The sequence below is a fragment of the Pseudomonas onubensis genome (genome assembly GCF_965653655.1).
GTDB lineage: Bacteria > Pseudomonadota > Gammaproteobacteria > Pseudomonadales > Pseudomonadaceae > Aquipseudomonas.
In genome coordinates this window covers 18,831-43,153 of the sequence record NZ_CBFHAZ010000040.1, presented here as the reverse complement: position 1 = coordinate 43,153, position 24,323 = coordinate 18,831, and the positions used below count along the sequence as shown (strand labels likewise).

The 24,323-nt window shown below is 61.4% G+C and carries 20 protein-coding genes; 11 read left to right on the top strand and 9 right to left on the bottom strand.

Annotated elements, in window-relative coordinates; genetic code table 11:
- Positions 1–8: 8 nt before the first annotated feature.
- Genes ACTD9P_RS15275 through ACTD9P_RS15265 form a run of 3 tightly spaced genes read right to left on the bottom strand, consistent with a single transcriptional unit; the run spans position 9 to position 4,006 of the window.
- Entirely contained in the window at positions 9–209 is a 201-nt protein-coding gene (locus ACTD9P_RS15275; protein ID WP_003171907.1) for a DUF1656 domain-containing protein, read from the bottom strand.
- Complete coding sequence (locus tag ACTD9P_RS15270; RefSeq protein WP_438868302.1) at positions 199–2,376, bottom strand: FUSC family protein; 2,178 nt, start codon at positions 2,374–2,376, stop codon at positions 199–201. The genes ACTD9P_RS15275 and ACTD9P_RS15270 overlap by 11 nt, the downstream gene beginning before the upstream one ends.
- Positions 2,377–2,386: 10 nt before the next feature.
- Positions 2,387–4,006, bottom strand: coding sequence for an efflux transporter outer membrane subunit (locus ACTD9P_RS15265; RefSeq protein ID WP_438868301.1), 1,620 nt, complete (start codon positions 4,004–4,006; stop codon positions 2,387–2,389).
- 122 nt (positions 4,007–4,128) lie between these two features.
- Here ACTD9P_RS15265 and ACTD9P_RS15260 point away from each other — a divergent pair, with 122 nt between their 5' ends.
- The 5 genes from ACTD9P_RS15260 to ACTD9P_RS15240 all read left to right on the top strand — a co-directional run bounded on the left by ACTD9P_RS15260 (position 4,129) and on the right by ACTD9P_RS15240 (position 8,627).
- Positions 4,129–5,097: a LysR family transcriptional regulator gene (locus ACTD9P_RS15260; RefSeq protein ID WP_017138167.1), complete on the top strand. Its 969-nt coding sequence runs from the start codon at positions 4,129–4,131 to the stop codon at positions 5,095–5,097.
- Positions 5,098–5,214: 117 nt separating this feature from the next.
- Positions 5,215–6,189: a 2-hydroxyacid dehydrogenase gene (locus ACTD9P_RS15255; RefSeq protein WP_438868300.1), complete on the top strand. Its 975-nt coding sequence runs from the start codon at positions 5,215–5,217 to the stop codon at positions 6,187–6,189.
- Positions 6,190–6,386: 197 nt separating this feature from the next.
- Complete coding sequence (locus ACTD9P_RS15250; RefSeq protein WP_145166225.1) at positions 6,387–7,289, top strand: chemotaxis protein CheV; 903 nt, start codon at positions 6,387–6,389, stop codon at positions 7,287–7,289.
- Positions 7,290–7,292: 3 nt separating this feature from the next.
- A complete protein-coding gene (locus ACTD9P_RS15245) occupies positions 7,293–7,775 on the top strand; it encodes a GNAT family N-acetyltransferase (protein WP_438868299.1) in 483 nt (160 codons plus the stop codon).
- Positions 7,776–7,883: 108 nt separating this feature from the next.
- Positions 7,884–8,627, top strand: coding sequence for a YkgJ family cysteine cluster protein (locus ACTD9P_RS15240; protein WP_438868298.1), 744 nt, complete (start codon positions 7,884–7,886; stop codon positions 8,625–8,627).
- 92 nt (positions 8,628–8,719) lie between these two features.
- Here ACTD9P_RS15240 and ACTD9P_RS15235 read toward each other — a convergent pair whose 3' ends face one another.
- Both ACTD9P_RS15235 and ACTD9P_RS15230 read right to left on the bottom strand, forming a co-directional pair.
- On the bottom strand, positions 8,720–9,502 hold the full coding sequence (locus tag ACTD9P_RS15235; protein WP_438868297.1) for a transporter substrate-binding domain-containing protein: 783 nt from the start codon (positions 9,500–9,502) through the stop codon (positions 8,720–8,722).
- Between the two features lie 169 nt (positions 9,503–9,671).
- Entirely contained in the window at positions 9,672–9,905 is a 234-nt protein-coding gene (locus ACTD9P_RS15230) for a hypothetical protein (protein WP_438868296.1), read from the bottom strand.
- A 218-nt stretch (positions 9,906–10,123) separates the two neighbouring features.
- Between ACTD9P_RS15230 and ACTD9P_RS15225 the strand changes: the two genes are divergently transcribed.
- The 6 genes from ACTD9P_RS15225 (at position 10,124) to ACTD9P_RS15200 (ending at position 19,706) form a co-directional block, all read left to right on the top strand.
- Complete coding sequence (locus ACTD9P_RS15225; RefSeq protein WP_438868295.1) at positions 10,124–11,290, top strand: efflux RND transporter periplasmic adaptor subunit; 1,167 nt, start codon at positions 10,124–10,126, stop codon at positions 11,288–11,290.
- Positions 11,287–14,382, top strand: coding sequence for a multidrug efflux RND transporter permease subunit (locus tag ACTD9P_RS15220; protein WP_438868294.1), 3,096 nt, complete (start codon positions 11,287–11,289; stop codon positions 14,380–14,382). The genes ACTD9P_RS15225 and ACTD9P_RS15220 overlap by 4 nt, the downstream gene beginning before the upstream one ends.
- A 10-nt stretch (positions 14,383–14,392) precedes the next feature.
- Positions 14,393–15,070 carry a heavy metal response regulator transcription factor gene (locus tag ACTD9P_RS15215; RefSeq protein WP_017138176.1) on the top strand — a complete coding sequence of 226 codons (678 nt, stop codon included), beginning with the start codon at positions 14,393–14,395 and terminating at the stop codon, positions 15,068–15,070.
- Positions 15,060–16,424, top strand: a complete 1,365-nt coding sequence (locus ACTD9P_RS15210; RefSeq protein ID WP_438868293.1) for a heavy metal sensor histidine kinase — start codon at positions 15,060–15,062, stop codon at positions 16,422–16,424. Before ACTD9P_RS15215 ends, ACTD9P_RS15210 begins: the two co-directional genes overlap by 11 nt.
- Before the next feature lie 283 nt (positions 16,425–16,707).
- A complete protein-coding gene (locus ACTD9P_RS15205) occupies positions 16,708–18,030 on the top strand; it encodes an OprD family porin (RefSeq protein WP_438868292.1) in 1,323 nt (440 codons plus the stop codon).
- A 185-nt stretch (positions 18,031–18,215) separates the two neighbouring features.
- Positions 18,216–19,706, top strand: a complete 1,491-nt coding sequence (locus ACTD9P_RS15200; RefSeq protein WP_438868291.1) for a diguanylate cyclase — start codon at positions 18,216–18,218, stop codon at positions 19,704–19,706.
- Between the two features lie 167 nt (positions 19,707–19,873).
- On the opposite strand, the gene lpxC is transcribed toward ACTD9P_RS15200, so the two are convergent.
- From lpxC to ACTD9P_RS15180, 4 genes are all read right to left on the bottom strand, one after another.
- On the bottom strand, positions 19,874–20,785 hold the full coding sequence (gene lpxC, locus ACTD9P_RS15195) for a UDP-3-O-acyl-N-acetylglucosamine deacetylase (RefSeq protein ID WP_003171886.1): 912 nt from the start codon (positions 20,783–20,785) through the stop codon (positions 19,874–19,876).
- A 112-nt stretch (positions 20,786–20,897) separates the two neighbouring features.
- Positions 20,898–22,103 carry a cell division protein FtsZ gene (gene ftsZ, locus ACTD9P_RS15190; protein ID WP_056858975.1) on the bottom strand — a complete coding sequence of 402 codons (1,206 nt, stop codon included), beginning with the start codon at positions 22,101–22,103 and terminating at the stop codon, positions 20,898–20,900.
- A gap of 66 nt (positions 22,104–22,169) precedes the next feature.
- On the bottom strand, positions 22,170–23,435 hold the full coding sequence (ftsA, locus tag ACTD9P_RS15185; protein WP_138816785.1) for a cell division protein FtsA: 1,266 nt from the start codon (positions 23,433–23,435) through the stop codon (positions 22,170–22,172).
- Positions 23,436–23,450: 15 nt separating this feature from the next.
- Positions 23,451–24,320 carry a cell division protein FtsQ/DivIB gene (locus ACTD9P_RS15180; protein ID WP_017138182.1) on the bottom strand — a complete coding sequence of 290 codons (870 nt, stop codon included), beginning with the start codon at positions 24,318–24,320 and terminating at the stop codon, positions 23,451–23,453.
- Between the last annotated feature and the right edge of the window lie 3 nt (positions 24,321–24,323).

Sequence of the window (24,323 nt, the reverse complement as noted above, 5' to 3'; positions counted from 1 at the left end):
GGGCATTCTCAACGGTAGACGCTCAGCGCCAGGGCGCCGAACAGGCAAACGAACAGGCTCAGGCGCAGCAACGCCGGGTGCCAGAAAAAACGGTACAGGTCGAACCCGGCCAGGAAGCGGTCCAGCGCCCAGGCCAGCACGGCCGCAATCAAAAACATCAGGGTCATGGTCGGCATGTACAGGCCATGGAAGGCGATTTCACGGGGCATGCGGGGCTCCTTTCAGGGCCGCCAGTGGCGATTGCGGGTCGAGCAACGAGGTGCGGATAAAGTGCAGGTAGCTCTTGACCCGACGCAGGGCCGAGGTATCGAAGTGCGGGGCAAAGGGTTCGTCGGTGGCCTGCACGCGGCTGATCGCGTGGTCGACAGCGACCAGGCCGCGCTCCAGGTTGCTGCTGCTGGGCTGCAGGAACAGCCGTACCAGCGAGCGGCCCATCACGCGGATCGCCTGGCGCCACGGCTGGGATTCGGCATACGCCGGGTGCACCGGCAAAATCGCCTGTTCCTTGCGCAGCTCAATGATGGCGTGGCCGACTTCCAGCACCACGAACATCCAGCGCAGCAGGTCACGCTGCACGTGCGGTTGGCCGACGGCAAGGCCATAGGCCTGGTGCAGCAGGTCGCGGGTGCGGCTTTCAAAACTCGAGGCCAGGCCCTTGAGCTTGCCGCTGATCGCGTACACCACTTGCTCGCGCAGGTCCTGCTCCAGGCGGCGCCACAGCCAGCGGCTGTTGGGCGGCAGGATTATCGCGCCCGCCGCCGCGCACACCAGCATGCCGATGATCATGGCGATGTAGTCGTTGATAAAGGTGTAGGGGTTGTAGACCGTGAGGTTGTCCGGTACCGAACCGGTGCTGAAGAAGATCAACAGGCCCACGCCCACGCCGGCATATTGCGGGCGTGAAGCCAGGAACGAGCCGAAGATGATCACCGGCGCGAGCATCACGCACAGCAGCGGGAAGCCGTCGATCCAGGGGAACACAAAGAACATTTCGACAAAGCCCACCAATGCGCCGATCAAGGTGCCGCAGGCCATCTGGAAGGCCATGCGCTTGGGGTTGGGTGTGGCGGCGGACAAGCCAACCGTAGCGGCGGCAATCAGCGTCATGGTTGCGCCGCTGGGCCAGGCGGTGGCCACCCAGTAACTGCCCAGCACGATGAGGATGAACGCCGCACGAATCCCCGAAGCCGCGCAGGCCAGCCAGTTGGTCTTGGGGATGAAGGTCTCGCTCCACTGTTCGCGTTCATGGCTGTGTTCGGCCAGGGATGCGTGAGTCAGCGCGTAGTTGTGCAAGTCATCGACAAAACGATAAAGCAGCTCGTAGGCGGTATGAAAATCCAGCTGTTCGGCTTCGCTTGGGTTGGCCTCTTGAAAGCTTGCACGCAGGGCACGCACCTTGGTGGGCAACTCGTCTTTGTAGGCGCTGAGTTGGTTGACCAGCCGTGCGGCGTCGGGGCTGGTGAGCGCCCGGCCGGAGAAACCGTCGAGCACTTCGGCAAGGTCCTGCAAACCGGGCTTGATCGCCGCAACCACGTGATCGGCCGCATCGGCGCGCAGCCGTTCGAGCAGCTGGTGCAAGGCGTTGAAGCGCGTGGTGATACTCATGAACTCGCTGTTGAGGCGACTGAGCCGACCATTGCGGCGGCGCATATGCGGGTCTTCAAACACGGTGACGCTGCGCAGCCCTTCCAAGCCCACCGCTTCGGCGATAAAACGCACGTTGCTGGCCTCGAAACCTTCACGCTGGCTGCGCCCGCGCAGGCCGTCGGTGACGAACAGTGCAAATACGCCAAAGCGCTGATACAAGGCGTTGCGCATCGCCGCGCTGGAGGTTTGCGGCAGGATCGCGGCGCTGACCACGGTGGAGCAGATAATCCCCAGGGAGATTTCCAACACCCGCCAGACCGCCGCCATAAATGCGCCGTCCGGGTTTGCCAATGCCGGTAAACCGACCATCGCCGCCGTATAGCCGGCCAGCACAAAACCATAGGCGCGAAAGTTGCGATTGCGCGTGGCGCCAGCGGTGCAGATGCCCACCCAGATCGCCAGCGCGCCGAGGAACAACTCGGTGTTCTGCGCAAACAAAGCGATCAACAACACCATCACCGCCGAGCCCGCCAAGGTGCCGAGGAAGCGATAAAAGCTTTTGGCAAACACCTGGCCGCTCTGCGGTTGCATCACGATAAACACGGTGATCATCGCCGTGCGCGGTTGCGGCAACTCCAGGCGCATGGTCAGCCACAGCGTCAGGAACGCGGCGATCAGCACCTTGAAGATATACACCCAGGTCACGCCATCACTGCGTACCCAGTCGAAAAAACCACGGCGCCACTCAAGGGAGTGCAACCAGCGCAGCGGTGCAGGCAAGGGAGTCATTACAATCTACTCAGTGATCAAACACGGCGAGCGCCGCCGGGGTTTTGCTCGGGAGCGCCTTGGCGTCCAGTGGTACGTCGTTACCGGCGCCGAGCCCGCCGCCCAGTGCCGTAACCAATTCAGCATGCGCACTCAGGCGCGCGGCCTGCACCTGTTGCTCGACCTGTTGCTGGCGGAACAGCAGGGTCTGGGCGTTGAGCACATTGAGGTAATCGGTGAGGCCGCGCTGGTAGGCGATCATGGCGATGTCGTAGGTTTTCTGCGCCGAAGCTATCGACTGCGTGGCAAAGGTGGCTTGCTTGTCCATGGATTCGCGGCGGATCAACTGGTCGCTGATGCCCTTGAGCGCATTGACCAGCGTCTGGTTGTACTTGGCCACGGCGATGTCATAACCGGCGCTGGCTTCGCCCAATTGCCCACGCAAACGACCGCCGTCGAAGATCGGCAAGCTGATCGCCGGGCCGACGGTGTAGTTGAATTTCTGCCCGCTGAGAAACCCCAGCATCGTGCCGCCGGTGGCCACATAGCCCAGGCTGCCGACCAGATCGACGTTGGGATAAAACCCGGCATGCGCCACATCGATGCCACGTGCCTGCGCGGCGACCTGCCAGCGGCTGGCAACCACGTCCGGGCGTTGGCCGAGCAATTGCGCGGGCAGGCTCGAGGGCAGCTTCAGCGGCGCGGCCAGGGACAGGCTCGGGCGTTGCAGTTGCGCGCCTGCGCCTGGGCCAATGCCTGCCAACGCCGCCAGCTGGTTGCGGCTCAGGGCGATTTCTTCGTCGAGGGCGTCGAGCTGGCGATGGGTTTCCGGCAGCGGTGTTTCGGCCTGGCTCACGTCGAAATGCGTGCCGATCCCGGCGTTCAGGCGTTTGTTGGCCAGATCCAGAATCTGCTGTTGCTGGGCCAGGGTGGCGGCAACGATATCGCGGTTGGCGAAGTGCAATGACAGCTGGATATAGGCGCGCACCACATTGTTCTGCAATTCGAGCTGGGCCTGACGCGCTTCGGCGGCGCTCATGTGCGCCAGGTCGACGGCGCGTTCGCTGGCATTGCTTTCGCGGCCCCACAGGTCGAGGGCGTAGCTCAGGCCCAGGGACGAAGTGTTGTCCCAGGTATTGGCACCGCTCAACGCGCCCGGCCCGTAGAACTGATCTTTCGGCCAGCTGTGGCGCTTGAGGGTGGTGTCACTGCTGATCTGCAACGACTCGGCCGCCTCGGCAATCCCGGCCATGGCCCGCGCTTCCCGCACCCGCGCGGCGGCCATGGCCATGCTCGGACTGTTTTGCGTGGCGAGGTCGACCCAGCGGTTGAGCTGCGCGTCGCCGTAGGCTTGCCACCATTGCGTGGTGGGCCAGTGGGCGTCCTGCGCGGCACTCTGGATCGCGGCGTCGGTGGCCAGGGTATTGGCGTTGAGGGCCTGGCCTTGGGGGGCGATTCCTCCGGTTCCGATGCAGCCGCTGATTGCTAACGATAAGGCCAAAACACTGAGAGCCTTCAGCGCTCTGTTGATGAGAGCCTTCAGCGCTCTGTTGATGAGAGCCTTCAGCTCTCTGCTGATGCGACGCGGCACGGCGAACGAATTCCTGAGGTGGTGAGGCGGGGAAGGTGGCGCAATTCTAGGGGGCGCCATGGGGAACGATAAGCTGGCATTCCTGTGAATCTTTGTTACCGTTCAGGCGATAATCCGTTGGTAGGGATCACTGGACGGCGTAACTTTCTGTCACAATTTGCTATCTCCCTTGAGAACACTCCATGGACACTTTGCAAAATATGCGCGCCTTCAGTTGCGTGGCCGAGGCCGGCAGCTTCACCGCCGCCGCCGTGCAACTGGATACCACCACCGCCAACGTTTCGCGCGCGGTCTCCAACCTTGAGGCCCATCTGCAAACCCGCTTGCTCAACCGCACCACTCGCCGCATCGCGCTGACCGAGGCCGGCAAGCGCTATTTGCTGCGTTGCGAGCAGATCCTTGCCTATGTCGAGGAAGCCGAGGCGGAAGCCAGCGACGCCCACGCGCGCCCCGCCGGGCAGTTGAAAGTGCACACCATGACCGGTATCGGCCAGCATTTCGTGATTGATGCCATTGCGCGTTACCGTCGCACCCACCCCGACGTGACCTTCGACCTGACCCTGGCCAACCGCGTGCCGGACCTGCTCGACGAGGGTTACGACGTGTCCATCGTGCTGGCCAGCGAGCTGCCGGATTCGGGTTTTGTGTCCCAGCGCCTGGGCATCACCTACAGCATCGCGTGTGCCTCGCCGGATTACGTCAAGGCCAAAGGCTGCGCACAGCGGCCACAGGATTTGCTCAACCACGCCTGCCTGCGCCTGGTGAGCCCGGTGATCCAGCTGGACAAATGGACCTTCAACGGCCCCGAAGGCCAGGAAAGCGTAGCGATCAATACATCGCCGTTCCTGGTCAACTCGGCCGATGCAATGAAAACCGCGATCACCAGCGGCATGGGCGTCGGCCTCCTGCCGGTGTATGCGGCGATTGAAGGTTTGCGTAACGGCACGCTGGTGCGGGTGATGCCCAATTACCGCTCGCAGGAGCTGAACCTGTACGCCATCTACCCGTCGCGCCAGTACCTGGATGCGAAGATCAAGACCTGGGTGGAATACCTGCGTGGTTCGTTGCCGGAGATTCTGGCGGCGCATCAGGCGGAGTTGGTGGCGTACGAGTTGAGCGGCAGCCTCGGCGGCACACGCCTGGCGAACTGATTTATACCTGGCAACACAGATCAACTGTGTACACATGGGGTCGGCGGTGTCCTGACAATTGTCGGCAGGAATGTTAGCGTGCTTACCATTCTCCCGTAGTCGATGAGCCCGCCTGCAATGAAAAAGACTGTCCTTGCCTTCAGCCGCGTCATCCCGCAAATGATCGAACGCCTGCAACAGGACTTCGAGGTGATCGCGCCGAACCCCAAGCTGGGTGACATCAATGCTCAATTCAACGAAGCCCTGCCCCACGCCCATGGCTTGATCGGCGTGGGCCGCAAGCTGGGGCGTGCGCAGCTGGAAGGCGCGAGCAAGCTCGAAGTGGTGTCCAGCGTGTCGGTGGGCTACGACAATTACGACGTGCCGTACTTCAACGAGCGCGGGATCATGCTCACCAATACCCCGGACGTACTCACCGAAAGCACCGCCGACCTGGCCTTTGCCCTGCTCATGAGCAGTGCGCGCCGCGTGGCCGAGCTGGATGCCTGGACCAAGGCCGGCGAGTGGAAAGCCAGCGTTGGCGCGCCGCTGTTCGGTTGCGATGTACACGGCAAGACCCTTGGCATCGTCGGCATGGGTAACATCGGCGCAGCCGTGGCCCGGCGCGGGCGCCTGGGCTTCAATATGCCGATTCTGTACAGCGGCAACAGCCGCAAGATCCAGCTGGAGCAGGAGCTGGGCGCGCAGTTCCGCAGCCTGGAACAGTTGCTGGCCGAGGCGGATTTTGTCTGCCTGGTGGTGCCGTTGAGCGACAAGACCCGCCACTTGATCAGCACGCGCGAATTGGCGCTGATGAAGTCCAGTGCGATCCTGATCAACATTTCCCGTGGGCCGGTGGTGGATGAACCGGCGCTGATTGAAGCGCTGCAAACCCAGAAAATCCGTGGCGCCGGGCTGGATGTGTATGAGCAAGAGCCACTGGCAGAATCGCCGCTGTTCCAACTGAGCAATGCAGTAACCCTGCCGCATATTGGCTCGGCCACGCATGAAACCCGTGAGGCCATGGCCAATCGCGCCCTGGACAACCTGCGCAGCGCCTTGCTGGGGCAGCGTCCGCAGGATCTGGTTAACCCACAGGTCTGGAAGGGCTGAACACACCACGGCAGGAACGAACTATTGTGGCGAGCGAGCTTGCTCGCGCTGGAGTGCGCAGCGCTCCCAGGCTTTTGGGGCCGCTGCGCTGCCCAGCGGGAGCAAGCTCCCTCGCCACACGCGTCCACCCTACAGTTTCCAGGGTCTGAGTCGATAACCCTCTATAGATCGTCATCCCTGATCCACAGAAGGTTTTTATGTCCACCACCAAAGCCCGCGCAGATTCACTCTCGCTTCTGCTCTTTACCTTGCGCAGCGGCAAGCTGATGGCCATCAACCTGCTCAAAGTCAGTGAAATCATCCCCTGCCCGCCGCTGACCAAGCTGCCGGAGTCGCACCCTCACGTCAAAGGCATCGCCACCCTGCGCGGTGCCTCACTGTCGGTGATCGACCTGAGCCGCGCCCTCGGTGAAATGCCGCTGCAAGACCCGAACGGCGGCTGCCTGATCGTCACCGACGTCAGCCGTTCCAAGCAGGGCCTGCATGTGCAGGCGGTGAGCAAGATCGTGCACTGCCTGACCACCGACATCCGCCCGCCACCCTATGGCTCCGGCGGCAATCGCTCGTTTATCACCGGCGTGACCCAGGTCGAAGGCGGCCTGGTGCAGGTGCTGGATATCGAAAAGGTCATCCACGGTATTGCCCCGGCCCCCGTTGAAGCGGCGCCGACCGACTTGACCATGGAAGAAGCCGAAGTGCTCGGCAACGCGCGAATCCTGGTGGTGGACGACAGCCAGGTGGCCCTGCAGCAATCGGTACACACCCTGCGCAACCTCGGCCTGACGTGCCACACCGCGCGCAGTGCCAAGGAAGCCATTGATGTGCTGCTGGAGCTGCAAGGCACGGCCGAGCAGATCAATGTGGTGGTGTCGGACATCGAGATGTCCGAAATGGACGGTTACGCCCTCACCCGCACGCTGCGCGAAACCCCGGATTTCCAGGAGCTTTACGTGCTGCTGCACACCTCGTTGGACAGCGCGATGAACAGCGAGAAGGCCCGCCTGGCCGGTGCCGACGCGGTGCTCACCAAGTTCTCGTCGCCCGAGCTGACCAAATGCCTGGTGGTTGCCGCGCAAACTGTGGCGCAAAAGGGTCTGTAAGCGGTGGCGGAGTATTTTCAACTGCTGCGCAGCGACCTTACCGCCAGCCTGCCTGCACCGCAGTGGCCGGCCGATACCCGGCTGGATCATTACCGCGATGAGCTGGCCCCGGCCATCCATGCCGTATTGCGCATGACCCAGGAACAGGGCGGCGGCCGTGTCCCCAGCCTGGAAGAATGGCGCCGGCAGTTCATCACCGACGCCGAATTCGACCCCACGCTGTGCCTGGTAGCCAGTAACGCAGACGGCATTCTTGGCGTGGCTCAGTGCTGGACCAGCGCGTTTATCAAGAACCTCTCGATCCATCCCTGCGCCCAAGGCCAAGGGCTGGGGCGGGCCTTGTTGCTGCACGCCTTTCACGTGTTCAAGCAACGCGGCGAACCCTATGTGGACCTGAAGGTGCTGGAAAGCAACCAACGCGCGCGGCAGTTGTACGAAAGTGCCGGCATGGTGTTTGTGCTGCGTGACCAGGTGCCCGAGGGCTGACAGCCGCTGGCGCATAACTTGCTTCCACTGAGCCTGAACAGTGAATAGAGGCAAAAACCCGTCACCGTTCAAGAGTGCCCTCTGACCTTGCCTGGTGACAGATCCTCCATGAACACTCAATTTTCCTGCGTGGGTTGCGGCAAATGCTGCAGCGACCATCACGTGCCCCTGACCCTCGAAGAAGCCCGCAGTTGGGCGGCTGACGGCGGTAACGTCATTGTGCTGGTGGAAGGTTTTCTCGGCAGTGGCCTGGGTTTGCCGGTGCAACAACGCGAGCATGCCGAACGCCGTTCAGTGATAGTGCCGAGCGGCAATACCGAGGCGTTTGTGGCAATCACCTTTGCCGCCTACAACGCCGGGCGTTGCCGGAATCTTGACGAAGACAACCGTTGCGGCATCTACGAACGCCGTCCGCTGGTGTGTCGCATCTACCCGATGGAAATCAACCCGCACATTCCCTTGAACCCCGCCGCCAAGGATTGCCCGCCGGAGTCCTGGGAACAGGGTCCGGCGCTGATCGTCGGCGGTGAGTTGATGGATGCAGAGCTGGCTGAGCTGATCCGCCGCTCCCGCCAGGCCGACCGTGACGACGTGCAGACCAAGGAGGCCGTGTGCGCCTTGCTGGGTATCCGTACTACAGCGCTCAAGGGCGATGGGTTTACCGCGTACCTGCCGGACATGGCTGCCTTTGCCCAGGCGATTGAGTTGGCGGTTGAGCAGCCATCGATGGTTAATGAGTGGGTGTTTCATGTGTCCGGCCTGGACATCGCCGAGCAGGTGCTGGATGCGGGGGCGCAGATTGCCACTGAGGTGCCGGCCAACTATGCGTTTATCTCGTTAAGGGCGGCTTAGGCTCGATGCGGCCAGTGTGGATGTGGGAGCGGCTGTCGGCCATGGCCTGCAAAACACTGATCCAGCTCATGTTCCGCACACTTAATTGCCCATCATTGAATAGAGGGCGGCTCATCCAAGTGATAACGCGCCAGAATCCGCTGGTATTCACCGTTGTGCATCAGTTGTTCAAGCGCGTGGTTGAGGTCCTTACGCAAGCTGGAATCAAACTTGCGTACGGCAATGGCGATGCCATTGCCCAGCAGTTCGCCGGACAAGGCCGGCCCCATGAAGTCGAAATCCTGGCCATCCGGGGTGTCGAGCAGCGCCTTGCGAATTTCCACAGTGCCTTGCAGCGTCGCATCAATAGTGCCGGCCACCAGGCTGCGGGCCAGTTCGTCGTTGAGCCAGAAACTCTTGATGATGACGCCTGCCGGTGCCCACTGCGACCGCGCAAAGGCTTCGCGGTTGCTGCCCAGCAGGACACCGACGCGCTTACCCTTGAGCGAGCGTGGGTCGGGTAACAAACCGGAGTCTTTGTGGGCCACCAGACGCGTGGTAAAGGGGTAGAGGTTATCGGTGAACCCCACCCACCGGCGACGCCCAGAGGTGGCGGCCATGCCCATGATCGCATCGAACTGCCGCGCTTCGAGAGCCGGGAAGTCTTCGACAAACACCTGATCGACCCAGGTGCAGCGCACATTCAACTGTGCACACAGGGCATTGCCCAAGTCGATGTTCAAGCCCACCAATTGACCTTGCGGGCTACGACTCTGAAAGGGCGGGAACTGCGCGGCAACAGCAAAGCGGATTTCGCGCCGGGGTTGATCATCGTCGGCCACGGCGTCGATCGACAGCAAGAGGGCAAGTGCTGCACACAGGGGTATCAAAGCCACGGGAAACATCCTTTTCCAGAAAGACCAGCCTTGGCCACCCGGCCCGATCTGAACGGTCGGGGGTGGAATCAAGGCTGTGCAAGCTTTCTAGAAACGGTCGTGGGTCTTCAATCAGAAATATCATCAGGGGTTGTAGGCCACGACTGATAAAACGCGGATCGTTCTATTCTCAGCGTTTACCCATCGAGCGGCGAGTGCCCGGCGGCGCCATGCCTGGCGACTTGGTGTGGCCGTTCTTGGCGCCATTCTTGTACCAAGGCTGGGCGGCGTTCTTGGCCCCGGCCAGTTCACCCGGCTTGAACGGAAACTTGAACGCCGGGATCTGGGCTTTTTCAACGCTTTGAGCGTCGGCCGGATCGACGAGGTCGGCCGCTTCAACAGGGGGTTGTGTCGGGGAAGGCATAAGGGCTCCGGCGCTGCTTATAGGTGTAAAAGTAGGAGTATAGCGGGGCCGGAGCTGCGAGCGGTAAGCTTCAAGCGGCAAGTTAAGAGCGTTAGCTGTCATGGCTGTCAGTTAGCCGTCACGATTCTGACCGGGTCACAGGACTATAAAGCAGTGATCCAGACTTTAACTTGCAGCTTGCAACTTTAAACTTGCAACTGCGCCTACGGCGTCTTCCCATGCACATTCAACGAAAAACCGCCCTGATCGTGGGTGCCCTGGTGGTCGTGGCAATTGCAGCCTGGGCCTTCAACCGACCGGCCAAAACCAAACTGGCGGTGTCCACCGCCATCCCGGTGCGGGTGGTGAGCGTCACACAGCAGGACATTCCTCGATTTGTCAGCGGTATCGGCTCGGTGCTGTCGCTGCACAGCGTGGTGATCCGCCCGCAAATCGACGGCATCCTCACCAGGCTGCTGGTCAAGGAAGGCCAACTGGTCAAGGCAGGTGACCTGCTGGCGACCATCGATGACCGCTCGATCCGCGCCAGCCTCGACCAGGCCAAGGCACAACTGGGCGAAAGCCAGGCACAACTGCAAGTGGCGTTGGTGAACCTCAAACGCTACAAAGAACTGAGCGTCGACGACGGCGTTTCCAAGCAAACCTATGACCAGCAACAAGCGCTGGTCAACCAGCTCAAGGCCACGGCGCAAGGTAATCAGGCCGCGATTGATTCGGCCCAGGTACAGCTTTCCTACACTCAGATTCGCTCGCCCGTCACCGGCCGTGTCGGCATTCGCACTGTGGATGAAGGCAACTTCCTGCGCATGAGTGATACCCAAGGCCTGTTCTCGGTGACGCAAATCGATCCGATCGCCGTGGAGTTCTCGCTGCCGCAACAAATGCTGCCAACCCTGCAAGGCTTGATCGCCGCGCCTACCCAAGCCAGCGTCGATGCCTACATGGGCGCCGACACCGACGGCCAGACCGGCGACCTGCTCGGTGAAGGCCACTTGAGCCTGATCGACAACCAGATCAGCTCCACCACCGGCACCCTGCGCGCCAAGGCTGAATTCAACAACGCTTCGCAGCGCCTGTGGCCGGGGCAACTGGTGACCATCAAGATCCAGACCGCCCTCGACAAAAATGCGCTGGTGGTGCCGCCGACCGTGGTGCAACGTGGGCTCGACGCGCATTTTGTGTACCGCGTCAACGGTGACAAGGTTGAGATCGTGCCGGTGCAGGTGGCCTATCAGGACAGCGACGTGAACATCATCAAGGGCGTGCAAGCCGGTGATGTGCTGGTCAGCGATGGCCAGTCGCGGCTCAAGGCCGGCGCGCAGATCGAGGTGCTCAAAGAGCCACCGCAAGTGATCCAGACCGCCCAAGCCAAGGTGCAACCATGAGCGGCAGCCGCTCGCCGTCCGCCTGGTGCGTCGACCACCCGGTTGCCACCCTGCTGCTGACCTTTGCCTTGGTGCTGTTGGGGCTGATTGCCTTCCCCCGCCTGGCCGTGGCACCACTGCCGGAAGCGGAATTCCCGACCATCCAGGTCAGCGCCACCTTGCCCGGCGCCAGCCCGGACACCATGGCCTCCTCCGTGGCCACGCCTTTGGAGGTGCAATTCAGCGCCATCCCCGGCATGACCCAAATGACCTCCAGCAGCGCCTTGGGCTCAAGCCTGCTGACCCTGCAATTCACTCTGAACAAAAGCATCGACACCGCCGCGCAGGAAGTGCAGGCGGCGATCAACACCGCGTCCGGCAAACTGCCCAGCGACATGCCGAGCCTGCCGACCTGGAAGAAGGTCAACCCGGCCGACAGCCCGGTGCTGATCCTCAGCGTCAGTTCCGACAGCATGCCCAGCACCGAGCTGAGCGACTATGTGGAAACCCTGCTGGCGCGCCAGATCAGCCAGATTGACGGCGTTGGCCAGATCAATATCACCGGCCAGCAACGCCCGGCAATTCGCGTACAAGCTTCACCGGACAAACTCGCGGCCATCGGCCTGACCCTCGCCGACGTGCGCCTGGCCATCCAGCAGTCCAGCCTGAACCTGGCCAAAGGTGCGATTTACGGTGAGAACAGCGTGTCGACGTTATCCACCAACGACCAGCTGTTTCACCCGGAGGAATACGGCCAACTGATCGTTTCCTACAAGAACGGCGCGCCGGTGCAACTGCGTGACATTGCCAAAGTCGTCAACGGTTCGGAAAACGCCTACGTACAGGCCTGGTCCGGGGATACGCCCGGGGTCAACCTGGTGATTTCGCGCCAGCCCGGCGCCAACATTGTCGAGACCGTGGACCGCATTCAAGCCGAGCTGCCGCGCCTGGAAGGCATGCTGCCGGCCTCGGTGCAGGTCAGCGTGTTGACCGACCGCACCAAGACCATCCGCGCGTCCTTGCATGAAGTGGAAGTGACGCTGCTGATCGCCATCTTGCTGGTGGTGGCGGTGATGGCACTGTTCCTGCGCCAATTGTCAGCCACGCTGATTGTGTCCAGCGTGCTCGGCGTGTCGCTGATCGCCAGTTTCGCGCTGATGTATGTGCTCGGCTTCAGCTTGAACAACCTCACGCTGGTGGCGATCGTGATCGCCGTGGGCTTTGTGGTCGACGATGCCATCGTGGTGGTGGAGAACATTCACCGTCACCTGGAGGCCGGCCTGGATAAACGCGAGGCGGCGATCAAGGGCTCCGGCGAGATCGGTTTTACCGTGGTGTCCATCAGCTTCTCGCTGGTGGCGGCGTTTATTCCGCTGCTGTTCATGGGCGGCGTGGTCGGGCGGCTGTTCAAGGAGTTTGCGCTGACGGCCACCTCGACCATCCTGATTTCGGTGGTGGTTTCGCTGACATTGGCGCCAACGCTGGCCGCGCTGTTCATGCGCGCGCCGACTCATCATGCCCATGACAAACCGGGCTTCAGCGAGCGCCTGCTCGCCGGCTACGCGCGCAACCTGCGCCGCGCGCTGGCGCATCAACGCAGCATGGCGGCGATCTTCATGGTGACCCTGGCGTTGGCCGTGGTCGGCTACGTGTTTATCCCCAAGGGGTTCTTCCCGGTGCAGGACACCGGTTTTGTACTCGGCACCAGCGAGGCGGCGGCCGACGTGTCGTACCCGGACATGGTCGCCAAGCACAAGGCCCTGGCCGAGATCGTCAAGGACGACCCGGCGGTGGAGGCGTTTTCCCACTCGGTGGGCGTGACCGGCAGCAACCAGACCATCGCCAACGGGCGTTTCTGGATCGCCTTGAAAGACCGCGGTGATCGCGACGTGTCCGCCAGCCAGTTCATCGACCGCATCCGCCCCAAACTGGCCAAGGTGCCGGGCATCGTCTTGTACCTGCGCGCCGGCCAGGACATCAACTTGAGTTCCGGCCCAAGCCGCGCCCAGTACCAATATGTGCTCAAGAGCAACGACGGCCCGACGCTCAATACCTGGACCCAACGCCTGACCGAAAAACTGCGCGCCAACCCGGCCTTTCGCGACCTGTCCAACGACCTGCAACTGGGCGGCAGCATCACCCACATCAGCATCGACCGCCTGGCGGCGGCACGCTTCGGCCTCACGGCTACCGATGTCGACCAGGCGCTGTATGACGCGTTTGGCCAGCGCCAGATCAACGAGTTCCAGACCGAGATCAACCAGTACCAGGTGGTGTTGGAACTCGACACCCAGCAACGCGGCAAGGCCGAAAGCCTGAACTACTTTTACCTGCGTTCACCGTTGACCAACGAGATGGTGCCACTGTCGGCACTGGCCAAGGTCGACCCGCCCAGCGTGGGGCCGTTGTCCATCAGCCATGACGGCATGTTCCCGGCGGCCAACCTGTCGTTCAACCTGGCACCCGGCGTGGCATTGGGCGATGCGGTGATCATGCTTAACCAGGCCAAGAATGAAATCGGCATGCCGACCACCATGATCGGCACCTTCCAGGGTGCCGCCCAGGCGTTCCAGAGTTCGCTGGCCAGCCAACCGTGGCTGATCCTGGCGGCGCTGGTGGCGGTCTATATTATTTTGGGCGTGCTGTATGAGAGCTTCGTACACCCGCTGACCATCATTTCCACCTTGCCCTCGGCAGGCCTGGGCGCGTTGATCATGCTGTGGCTGCTGGGCCAGGACTTTTCGATCATGGCCTTGATCGGGCTGGTGCTGCTGATCGGTATCGTCAAGAAAAACGGCATCCTGATGATCGACTTTGCCCTGGAAGCCCAGCGCGTGCGCGGGCTGCCACCTGAAGAGGCGATTTATGAAGCCTGCGTCACACGGTTCCGGCCGATCATCATGACCACCCTCGCCGCCCTGCTCGGTGCGGTGCCGTTGATGCTGGGCTCCGGGCCAGGCGCGGAACTGCGCCAGCCACTGGGTATCGCAGTCGTCGGCGGCCTGTTGGTGAGCCAGGCGCTGACGCTGTTCACCACACCGGTCATATACTTGTACCTTGAGAAGTTTTTCCACAGGCCCAAACCAGCGCCGGCGCTGGCGACCACACACTAAAGGCGGGGTCATGCGCGTCCTGATTATTGAAGATGAAGAAAAAACCGCAGACTACTTGCACCGTGGTCTGACCGAACAAGGCTACACCGTGGATGTGGCACGCGAAGGCGTCGAGGGTTTGCACCTGGCGCTGGAGAACGATTACGCGGTGATCGTGCTCGATGTGATGCTGCCCGGCCTCGACGGCTTTGGTGTGTTGCGCGCACTGCGGGCGCGCAAGCAGACGCCGGTGATCATGCTCACCGCCCGCGAGCGTGTGGAAGACCGCATTCGCGGCCTGCGTGAAGGCGCCGATGACTATTTGGGCAAACCGTTTTCGTTCCTCGAACTGGTGGCGCGCCTGCAAGCGCTGACCCGCCGCAGCGGCGGGCATGAGCCGGTGCAAGTCACCGTGGCCGACCTGTGGATCGACCTGATCAGCCGCAAGGCCAGCCGCAACGGCCTGCGCCTGGACCTGACCGCCAAGGAGTTCTCATTGCTCAGCGTGCTGGCGCGGCGCCAGGGTGAAATCCTGTCCAAGACCGCGATTGCGGAAATGGTCTGGGACATCAATTTCGACAGCGACGCGAATGTGGTGGAAGTGGCGATCAAGCGTCTGCGCGCCAAGCTCGACGGGCCGTTCGAACACAAATTGCTGCACACCATTCGTGGCATGGGTTATGTGCTGGAGAGCCGAAGTGTCGGCTAACTCCATCGCCCTGCGCCTGAGCGGCATGTTCACCCTGGTGGCGCTGCTGATCTTCGTGTTGATCGGCGGCGCGCTGTACCAGCAAGTGGATCGCGGCCTGGGCCTGTTGCCGGGCGCCGAACTGGATGCGCGCTACAGCGTGCTGGAATCCTCGGTGAACCGCTTCGGCACGCCGGACCACTGGGCAAAAATCACCGCCAAGTTGAAGTTGCTCGGCGAAGAAGACCCGCGCATCCGCTTCTGGGTGGTGAGCAGCGACCCGAGCTACGAATACGGCAACCCCGACGCGCAGATCCGCGCATTCGCCCAAGGGCCGACCGGCAAACGCGACTTGCGCCTGCCTGGGCATGAATACCCGTTCAAGGTGTTGCTCAGCCAGTTCGCGGCCAAGGATCAACGCCCGCCGCTGCGCTTTATGATCGCCATCGACACCGAGAACTTCCGCGCCACTCAGCACCATCTGTTGATGGCGCTCATCGGCCTGGCCTGTGTCGGCGTCGCGCTGGCGGCGCTGCTGGGCTTTTGGGTCTCGCGTATCGGCCTCAAGCCGCTGGGTAAACTCTCGGATGAAGCGCAAAAACTCGCACCGCCCAAACTCTCCGGGCGCCTGCAGTTGTCGCCCTTGCCGCCGGAGCTGAGCCAGTTCGTCAACTCGTTCAACTCCACGCTGGATCGGGTCGAACAGGCGTATTCGCGCCTGGAGTCGTTCAATGCCGACGTGGCCCACGAACTGCGCTCGCCGCTGACCAACCTGATCGGCCAGACCCAAGTGGCGCTCACCCGTGGTCGTTCGGCCGAGCATTACTTCGAGGTGCTGCAATCGAACCTCGAAGAGCTGGAGCGTCTGCGCTCGATCATCAATGACATGCTGTTCCTGGCCAGCGCCGACCAAGGCAGCAAGGCCACCAAACTGATCGAAAGCTCCCTGGCCGATGAAGTCGCCACCACCCTCGACTACCTGGACTTCATCCTCGAAGACGCCCAGGTCAACGTGCGCGTGCGCGGCGATGCCATGGTGCACATCGAAAAAGCCCACCTGCGCCGCGCCTTGATCAACCTGCTGAGCAATGCAGTGCAGCACACCGCGCCGGGGCAGATCATCGAAGTGAATATTGAGGTGCAGGAACATTGGGTGGCGATTGGGGTGACCAACCCCGGCGACGAGATCGCCCGTGAACATTTGCCACGCTTGTTTGAACGCTTCTACCGGGTGGACGCGTCGCGCAGCAACAGCGGCGCGAATCACGGGCTGGGGCTGGCGATCGTCAAGGCGATTGCATTGATGCACGGCGGTGATGTGTTTGTACGCAGTGAGGGCGGTGGCAATACTTTTGGCATTACCCTGCCAGTCTAACTATTCAGAACACCTCCGGCCCCCGACTGTTGCGGTTTGGGCAACAGTCATTATCTTGTTACACTCTATATCGCACCGCTCACCTGCGTTACTTTGACGCACCGATGAGCGCGACGGCAAGGCAGCTTCCCGCTCACCCGAATTTCCCTCGACTTATTTCCAGGGCTCTACACTGGGAATCTGTTTAAAGCCGCTGACTTCAGCGGCTTTTTTTTGCCGTAAAAAAGGCCAGGCACACACTCACGACATTGGCCGTTTTCGATTGACCAAAGGAGCTAAACCGGTGAAGAACTCGCTGACGTTCACCCCGTTATTCCTCGCGATTGCAGCAACGATCATCCCCTTTGCCCACGCGGCAGACTCGACCCCCGCTGACGGTTTCGTCGAAGGCTCTAGCCTCAAGATCAACACCCGCAACTACTACATGAACCGCGACCGCCGCGACATTCACACCGATGACAGCAAAGAATGGGGCCAGGGTTTCATTGGCACGTTCGAATCCGGCTACACCCAGGGCACCGTCGGCTTTGGCCTGGACCTCAATGCCATGCTCGGCCTCAAGCTCGACGGCGGCGGTGGCACTGATGGTTCCAGCATCCTGCCTTACGGCAGCGGCAACGGCAAAGCGCCTGGCTCGTTCTCCACCGCAGGCGGCACCTTGAAAATGCGCGCCTTCGACACCGAGCTCAAAGCCGGCGACATGTTCCTTAACAACCCGGTGATCGCTGGCGGCATGACCCGCATGTTGCCGCAGACTTTTCGCGGCGTGAGCCTGGCCAACCACAGCTTCGACGGGTGGATGTTCGAGGGCGGCCAGGCCAGCTTTACCAAACTCTACAACCAGAGCGGTCACCGACGTATCGGCACCAGCTACGGTACGTTGCCCGCCAACGCCGACAGCCAGCACCTGAACTGGGCTGGCGTGTCCTTCAGCGGCATCCCGGGCCTGACCAGCAACCTGTACGCCTCCGAACTCAAGGACGTGTGGCACCAGTATTACTACGACCTGGACTACACCTACGCGCTGAACGACTTGGTCAGCCTCAATCCGGGCCTGCACTACTACCACACCCAGGACACCGGCCAGTCGTTGCTCGGCAGCATCGACAACAACACCTACAGCCTGCATTTCACCGTGGGCGTGGGCAACCACAGCGTCACCGCCGCATACCAGCGGGTCAACGGCAACACGCCGTTCGACTACATCACCCAGGGCGACAGCGTGTACCTGGACAACTCCCAGCAATACTCCGACTTCAACGGCCCCAACGAGCGCTCGTGGAAGCTCAAATACGCCTATGACTTTGCAGGCCTCGGCATACCTGGGCTGACGTCCGCCGTGTCCTATATCAGCGGCAAGACCGACCTGACCAAGGTCGACCCCAACAGCCGTGGCTACAGCGCCTGGTACAGTGCCGACGGCAAAGACGCCAAGCACTGGGAACGTGACATCGACGTGAAGTACGTGGTGCAAGGCGGCAAAGCCAGGGACCTGGCCATGCGCCTGCAGTGGGCAACCAACCGCGGTGGCAACGGCTACTCGGCGGTGGACCGGGATGTGGATGAATACCGCGTGATCGTGGATTACCCGATCAACGTGTTCTGAGCAAAATCTGCCTGACGATGAATAGCTAAGTGGGAGCGGGCTTGCTCGCGAATGCGGTGGGTCAGTCAGTATATTGGTTACTGATAGACCGCCTTCGCGAGCAAGCCCGCTCCCACATTTAGTCCTGCGCCAAACTCCAGAGTTACTACTACGCTATTGGCATCCTCGAAGCAGAAGTACGCCCGATGAGCCCAAGTCTCAACCGACCCACCCGTCGCCCGGAACGCTTGCTGATCCTGGGCAGTTGCCTCACGGTCTTCGTGATCGTGGGGATCGTCACCGCGCTGCTGATTCGTGAACACGCCAATACCTTGCAGACCGCCAAGCGCACCGCCAATAACATCACTCAACTGATCGACGCCGACGTACTGCGCAATGTCGAACTCTATGACATGGCCCTCAAGGGCCTGATCGCCGCTACCGAGCGCAGCGACCTACAGGGCGTGTCCGCCAATATCCGCCACCTGGTGCTGTTCGATCGCTCTGCCGCTGCCCCCTTCAAGGGCGACATTCTGTTACTGGACCCCAGTGGTGAAGTGATCGCCGACTCCTCGCTGCTCACACCCAAGACCGGCAACTTTGCTGATCGCGATTACTTTCAGGCACACCGCAAAAAACCGGACCTGGGGCTGTATATCAGCCGCCCATTCCTGGCCCGTTGCGTGTGTGATGACCAGTGGCGCATCGCATTCAGCCGCCGCGTGTCATCGCCGGACGGGCGCTTTCTGGGCGTGGCGGTGGCCTCGATGCGCCTGTCGTACTTCCAACAGTTGTTCAGCAGCCTGAACATCGGCGGCAACGGCACCATCAACCTGATCAACCACCAAGGCATCCTGCTGGCGCAACAACCGCTGCTGGAAGTGGACATGATCGACAAGGACTTGAGCCAACGCCCCAATGTCGCGCGCATGCTGCTTGAACGCAATGGCAGCTTTCGTGGCGTCTCCAGCGTCGATAACCAGCCACGGCTGTATAGTTTTTCGAATGTGGGCACCTTGCCGCTCATTGTCGCGGTGGCGTTGTCCAGCGATGAGGTCTTTGCCCCATGGCGGCGTGCAGCCTGGCTGGTCAGCATGGCCACGGGCGTGTTGTGCATCGGCCTGTTGTGGCTGACCTGGATGCTGAGCAAGGAGCTGCGCCGCCGGCACCGCGCCGAGCAAGTGCTGTCAGAACTGGCAGCCACCGACGCCCTCACCGGCCTCGCTAACCGCCGCACTCTGGACCAGCGCCTGCGCCTGGAATGGGACCGCGCACAACGCTCGACCGAGCCGCTGAGCCTGCTGATGATCGACGTGGACCACTTCAAGGCCTTCAACGACCTGCATGGCCATCACGGCGGCGATGAGGCATTGCGCGCAGTTGCCCAGGTGATCGAAGACAACATCCGCCGCCCGGCTGACCTGGCGGCGCGCTACGGTGGCGAAGAGTTTGCGGTGGTGCTGCCACATACCGACGCCAAAGGCGCCTGGTTGATTGCCGAACACATCCGCAGCAGTGTCGAGCATTTGCCACGAGTGGCCGCTGCCGAAGGGCCTATTACAGTGAGTATCGGCATGAGCACCTGGCAAAAACGCAGCCGCATGTCCCTTGAGGATTTGCTGCTCAATGCCGATCAGGCGCTGTATGAGGCCAAGCACACCGGGCGCAATCGGATTGTGGAGGCTGCGGCCCTCTAGGTGATCGTTCCCACGCTCCGCGTGGGAATGCCTCTTCTGACGCTCCGCGTCGGGCTTCGGGACGCGGAGCGTCCAGGGCTGCATTCCCACGCGGAGCGTGGGAACGATCTGCAAAAAAAAGGCCACCCGAAGGTGGCCTTTCAAAACTAAAGAAAGAGAGTTGTTACTTACACCGCCGCAACGGGACGCATGTAAGAGATCGGTGCGGTGCTGGCATCTTCGAAGGTCACGACTTCCCAAGCGTCTGTCTGCTCAATCAACTTGCGCAGCAGCTGGTTGTTAAGGGCGTGGCCCGACTTGAAGCCTTTGAACTCGCCTATCAGGCTATTGCCCAGCAGGTAGAGGTCACCGATTGCATCGAGGATCTTGTGCTTCACGAATTCGTCTTCATAGCGAAGGCCGTCTTCGTTCAGTACACCATCCGCGTCGACCACAATGGCGTTTTCAACGCTGCCGCCGAGTGCGAGGTTGTGCTTGCGCAGGTACTCGATGTCACTCATGAAACCAAAGGTACGGGCGCGGCTGACTTCTTTTACGAACGAAGTGCTGGAAAAATCCACGCTTGCACTTTGGGTGCGGTCACGGAATACCGGGTGATCGAAATCGATCTCAAAGCTCACTTTAAAGCCTTCGAACGGGACGAAGGTGGCGCGCTTGTCGCCGTCTTCTACTGTCACTTCCCGCAGAATGCGAATGAACTTCTTGGCTGCGTCCTGTTCTTCCAGGCCGGCAGATTGAATCAAGAATACGAAGGGTCCAGCGCTGCCATCCATGATGGGGACTTCGGACGCGGAGAGCTCGACGTAGGCGTTATCGATGCCCAGGCCAGCCATGGCCGAGAGCAAGTGCTCCACCGTGTCCACTTTGACGTCACCGTTGACCAACGTGGTCGACATCGTGGTTTCGCCAACATTTTCCGCGCGAGCAGGAATCTGCACCACAGGGTCCAGGTCGGCACGAACAAACACGATGCCGGTGTCGACAGGTGCGGGCTTGAGGGTCAGGTATACCTTCTCCCCGGAGTGCAGACCTACACCTGTGGCACGGATAATATTCTTCAGGGTGCGTTGTTTAATCATGGCTTGGACCGCTTCAGCGCAAATTGCGAACTGGTATCAACAAAGGCTGGCGATAATAACAGACCAGACCTTTGCTGAACACCAATCACCTTCATAGCCCTGATACATTCCATTAATCGGCCTGACGACGCAAGAATGCCGGGATGTCCAGATAGTCCAGATCATCTTGCGGATTCAGGCTACGGGACGCCGCAGCACCGGCCTGAGCCTGGTTGCGCATCACGGTCGGACGGTCCAGGTCACGGTAGTTCACAGACGGCAGTTCCTGGCGCGCAGGCGCTGGAGCGGCAGCTTGCTGGCTGGCGTGGCTGTTGTGGCTGGTATGAACGGTATTGTCGATGACCTTCACAGGCTTCTCGATTTTTGCGCCCAGGCCGGTAGCAACCACGGTCACGTGCAGTTCATCGCGCATGTCCGGATCAATAACGGTACCGACTTTGACCATCGCGTGCTCGGAAGCGAAGGCTTCGATGATGCTACCCACGTCGGAGTACTCACCCAGGGACAGGTCAGGACCGGCGGTGATATTCACCAGGATGCCGCGTGCACCTTGCAGGTTCACGTCTTCGAGCAATGGGTTGCGGATCGCCGCTTCAGTGGCTTCGCGTGCACGGTTCGGACCGCTGGCGCAGCCAGTGCCCATCATCGCCATGCCCATTTCGCTCATCACGGTACGCACGTCGGCAAAGTCGACGTTGATCATGCCTGGGCGCTTGATGATGTCGGAGATACCGCGTACGGCACCGGCCAGTACATCGTCAGCCTTGGCGAACGCCGACAGCAGGCTGGCGTCTTTGCCCAGGATGGTCAGCAGCTTCTCGTTGGGAATGGTGATCAACGAGTCGACGCTTTCAGACAGCAGACGGATACCTTCGTCAGCGATCTGCATACGCTTGCGGCCTTCGAACGGGAACGGACGCGTCACGACAGCAACGGTCAGAATCCCCATTTCCTTGGCCACTTCGGCAATGATCGGGGCCGCACCGGTACCGGTACCGCCGCCCATGCCGGTGGTGATGAACACCATGTTGGTGCCTTGCAGCACTTCAGCAATACGCTCGCGGTCTTCCAGCGCGGCTTGACGGCCGACTTCCGGGTTGGCGCCAGCGCCGAGGCCCTTGGTCACGGCTGTGCCCAATTGCAGGATGGTCCGCGCGCCGATGCTTTTCAGCGCCTGGGCATCAGTGTTGGCGCAGATGAATTCAACGCCTTCAATGTTGCTCTTGACCATGTGGTTGACAGCGTTGCCGCCGCCACCGCCAACACCGATTACTTTGATAACCGGGCTTGCGGGGATGTTGTCTACGAGTTCGAACATGTTCCCTCTCCTTTCATTTTCTCTAGTTTTTTCGCCTACTGCTTACTGCGGTGTTGCGGTAAATCTTTAGAAATTGCCTTTTACCCAAGCCTGCAACCGCTCGAACAACGGTGCTTTCGCTTCGTCATCGTTGTTGCGGTAGCTGTCACGGATGCTCGGGCCCGACAGGGAAATGCCGTCGGTCTGCTTTTGCAGCCCGTACAACAGCAAGCCCACACCGGTGGAATAAATCGGGTTGCGCACCACATCGCCCAGGCCTTTGACGCCATGGGGTACACCCAGGCGAACCGGCATGTGGAAGATTTCCTCGGCCAGTTCGACCGCGCCTTCCATCTTCGAGGTGCCACCGGTCAGCACGATGCCGGCCGGGATCAAATCTTCGTAGCCGCTGCGGCGCAGTTCAGCCTGGATCAGGGTGAACAACTCGTCGTAGCGCGGCTCGACCACTTCAGCCAAGGCCTGGCGCGACAGCTCACGCGGTGGGCGATCGCCGACGCTTGGCACCTTGATGGTTTCACCGGCACCGGCCAGCTTGGCCAGGGCGCAGGCGTAACGGATCTTGATTTCTTCGGCGTACTGGGTCGGTGTACGCAGCGCCATGGCGATGTCGTTGGTGACCTGATCGCCGGCAATCGGGATCACGGCAGTGTGACGGATCGCACCCTCGGTGAAGATCGCAATGTCGGTGGTGCCGCCGCCGATATCGACCAGGCACACGCCCAGCTCTTTTTCGTCGTCGGTGAGTACCGAGTAGGCCGAGGCCAACTGCTCAAGAATGATGTCGTCGATTTCCAGGCCGCAGCGGCGCACGCATTTTTCAATGTTCTGTGCGGCGTTGACGGCGCAGGTCACCACGTGAACCTTGGCTTCCAGGCGTACGCCCGACATGCCCAGCGGCTCACGCACGCCTTCCTGGTTGTCGATCACGTAGTCCTGCGGCAGGGTGTGCAGCACGCGCTGGTCAGCCGGGATCGCCACAGCCTGGGCAGCGTCGAGCACGCGCTCAAGGTCGGCCGAGCTGACTTCACGGTCGCGGATCGCCACGATGCCGTGGGAGTTCAGGCTGCGGATATGGTTGCCGGCCACGCCGACGAACGCCGAGTGAATCCGGCAACCGGCCATCAGCTGCGCTTCTTCAATGGCGCGCTGGATCGACTGCACGGTGGACTCGATGTTCACCACCACGCCCTTCTTCAGGCCCCGGGACGGATGCGTGCCGATACCGACGATTTCGATCACACCGTCTTCCCCGACCTCGCCGACCAGCGCCACCACTTTGGAGGTGCCGATATCGAGACCGACGATCATTTTTCCGCTTTGCACGTTTGCCATGGGTCCTGCCTCTTCTTAATTCTTCGCGACAGCGGGTTTGGCTGTCGTCGGCGCAGCTGGTTCACGCCAGCCGACGGCCAGGCCGTTGGCGTAACGCAGGTCGACGCTCGCAATGTTCGTAATCTGTTCTTTCAAGGTCTTGTCGTAGATGGCAATAAAGCGGCGCATCTTTTCCACCAAGCGGTCGCGTCCCAGCAACAACTCGATGCCCGGGCCGGAACTGCCTGCCCCGGTGGTCAAAAACCAGCTGCCCCGCTCACGCAATTCCAGGCGTGCGATGGAGAAACCCAGTGGCCGCAGCATCTGGCTCAGCGCCTGGTACTGCTGCATCACTTGCTGCTGCGCCCGCTGCGGCCCGAACAGCTGCGGCAGGTGCTCATAGTTGGCCACTTCACGCGGCGCAAACGCCTGGCCCTGGTTGTTCAACAGCGCGCCATCGCCCCAACGGGCCACGGGCAGTTGTTCTTCCAGGCGGATCGTCACCTGGTCCGGCCATACACGGCGGACTTCGGCGTGGGCGATCCACGGCATCTGTTCCAGCTCTGCGCGCATACCGGCCAGGTCGATGGTGAAGAAGCTCGCCGCCAGGTACGGGCCGATGCGCTGCTGTACCGCTTGCTGGCTGATGTAGCTCAAATCGCCCTGCACGCTGATCTTGGTGATCGGCCGGTCGGCATACGGCAACAGGCGTTGTGCGCCCTCGTAAGTGCCGAAGCCCAACGCCACCAGCAACACCGGCCAGAACAGCGCTTTGAGAAAACCAAAATTGGCTTTCGGCAGGCGCGCCGACATCGGCTCTTTAGCCACCATTCGGCTGGCACCTCGGGGCACCGGCTTGCGGCTGGGCACTGGAGGTTGCTGATGACGAAGCGATGCGCCGTTCATGGG